At 50.2% G+C, this 2,267-nt stretch carries 3 protein-coding genes and 1 pseudogene; 3 read left to right on the top strand and 1 reads right to left on the bottom strand.

Features of this window, described 5'->3' with window-relative positions; all coding sequences use genetic code 11:
* Positions 1–118 precede the first annotated feature (118 nt).
* From GEI7105_RS37050 to argB, 3 genes and pseudogenes are all read left to right on the top strand, one after another.
* Positions 119–309 (top strand): annotated as a pseudogene (locus GEI7105_RS37050) (IS701 family transposase); the annotation flags it as partial.
* Positions 310–491: 182 nt separating this feature from the next.
* Positions 492–692 carry a hypothetical protein gene (locus GEI7105_RS33335; protein WP_017660337.1) on the top strand — a complete coding sequence of 67 codons (201 nt, stop codon included), beginning with the start codon at positions 492–494 and terminating at the stop codon, positions 690–692.
* A 47-nt stretch (positions 693–739) separates the two neighbouring features.
* The gene (gene argB, locus GEI7105_RS0110015) at positions 740–1,633 is read left to right on the top strand and encodes an acetylglutamate kinase (RefSeq protein WP_017660336.1); all 894 of its coding nucleotides are present in this window, start codon (positions 740–742) and stop codon (positions 1,631–1,633) included.
* Positions 1,634–1,718: 85 nt separating this feature from the next.
* On the opposite strand, the gene GEI7105_RS29895 is transcribed toward argB, so the two are convergent.
* Complete coding sequence (locus GEI7105_RS29895) at positions 1,719–2,072, bottom strand: NAD(P)H-dependent oxidoreductase (RefSeq protein ID WP_051044134.1); 354 nt, start codon at positions 2,070–2,072, stop codon at positions 1,719–1,721.
* Positions 2,073–2,267 lie beyond the last annotated feature (195 nt).

Genomic DNA, 2,267 nt, shown 5'->3' with positions numbered 1-2,267 from the left:
CTCTTCGGAGTTTAGGATGACAGAAAAACTAACTTCACGAGATTTCAAGGGTTTTGGCTCTCGAATCTTCAATTTTTTGTATCATGCTATACATTTATAACCACAAACTCCGAAGACCCACACTTTTATCCTTTGGCATAAGTTGACGGGCGGTTTACGAAGGAAGTGGGCGAACCAACCTTTGGAAACTTTTGTAGATGCTTTAGAGGCTTTTCGGACAGCCATGTCTTTCGTTTTGTGGCATGGCTGAACGAGAATCGAGACCTGTTTGCCGCTCACAAAGCGCGTTTTGGCTTGGTTTGGGCTTGAAATTTGTTTAAGTACCGCTAGAAGATTTCCCAACCGGAAAACAGCAAGACCGCTATCTCACCGAATCCTTACCGAAACTTCCCTTTCCTCCCGCGACGTTCGACTTAGCTCTCTGCTCTCACCTGCTGTTTACTTATTCCGAACAGCTCGACCTCGACTTTCACCTTCAGGCGATCGTGGAAATGTGTCGCGTCGCTCGCGAAGCCCGAGTTTTTCCTCTAATTACGAACTTTTCTGGAGAGATTTCTCCTCACTTACAACCCGTCATCGACCGATTATCAGATCGGGGGTACGCTGTCTGTATCGAAGATGTCAAATACGAATTTCAAAAAGGAGGAAATCAGATTTTGCGCGTGTTTCCTCCCGACGGTTCCGCGACCTGAAATTCCGGTATACTCGCATTGCCGTCAAGCACAACAATAGCCCTTCGATGGAACACGAATATCTCAAAAAAGACGAGGCTACCCGAGTTCGCGTTCTCAGTGAAGCTCTCCCCTACATCCAACAGTTCGCCGGACGCACCGTCGTCGTGAAATACGGGGGAGCCGCGATGAAAGACAACTCGCTCAAAGACAAGGTCGTCCGCGATATCGTTTTTCTCTCCTGCGTCGGACTGCGTCCGGTGGTAGTTCACGGCGGCGGTCCGGAAATCAACACCTGGCTGGGAAAACTGGGAATCGCCCCTCAGTTCAAAGACGGGTTGCGCGTCACGGACGCTCCGACGATGGACGTGGTGGAAATGGTTCTCGTCGGACGAGTCAACAAAGAACTCGTCTCTCTCATCAACCAAGCAGGCGGTTCGGCGGTGGGGTTGTGCGGAAAAGACGGAAACCTCATTCAAGCTCGCCCTCAAGGAAAAGAAGGGATCGGTTTTGTCGGAGAAGTGGCCTCAGTCAATCCAGCACTGATCGAATCTTTGGTTTCGGACGGTTACGTTCCCGTCGTCTCCAGCGTTGCCGCCGACGAAACCGGACAAGCCTACAATATTAACGCTGACACGGCGGCGGGAGAAATCGCCGCTGCCCTCAACGCCGAAAAGCTGATTTTGTTGACCGATACGCCGGGAATTTTACGGGATTATAAAGATTCCTCGACGCTGATTCACCAGTTAGATATTCAGCAAGCCCGACAACTCATCGACGACGGGGTGGTGGCTGGAGGGATGATTCCTAAAGTGAATTGTTGCGTGCGATCGCTCGCCCAAGGAGTTCACGCCGCCCACATCCTCGACGGACGGATTCCCCACGCTCTACTTTTGGAAATCTTCACCGACTCCGGGATCGGTTCGATGTTAGTGGCCTCGGAATATACGATGTATCGCTAGCGGGAAAACGGGGTATTGTGTTGCGATCGATTCTGGGGGAATCGATCGCATCTGGCTGAGTTGTCTGACAACCCAATGGCGATCGTCAAGATGTGGCCACGAGTCGATCGATGCGATCGCGAGCTGCCGCGATCGAGTCCTCTAATTTTTGTCCGCCATATTCATCGTTTTCGATATTGATAAACTCGATATCTGTGACGCCCAACATCGAAAAGATTTCTGTTAGATAGGGATTGAGAAAATCCCGTTTCTCGTTCCGTTCGCCCGGCGCGAACCCACCATCGCCCCGTGCGGTCACGACAAACATTTTTTTACCACGAACCAACGGTTCGTATGGGAATTCTGGATTTTCTTCCGGGATGTAAGCCCAAGTGCGATCGATGCGGACAATATTATCGATATAGGCTTTGAATCCACTGGGAACCGTCCAGTTATACATAGGGCTTGCTGAAAAGAAGTGAAAAGCTTACGACGTAAGGCTTAGAGGAGTCTTGACGTGGCTTCGAGAACCCGAAAAAGAGGTAAAATTGGAAATTCCCGTGCATCCGGCAAGAAAAAATGTATCGAAAATCACAAAATCCTGACGCGCCCGAAGAAGCTTTTGAACTTCCTTTTGAAGGCAAGTTGTGTGAAG

It is taken from the genome of Baaleninema simplex PCC 7105 (genome assembly GCF_000332355.1).
Lineage (GTDB): Bacteria > Cyanobacteriota > Cyanobacteriia > Cyanobacteriales > Geitlerinemataceae > Baaleninema > Baaleninema simplex.
The sequence above is the reverse complement of the archived record's forward strand: the minus strand, read 5'-3'. Positions and strand labels throughout refer to the sequence as shown.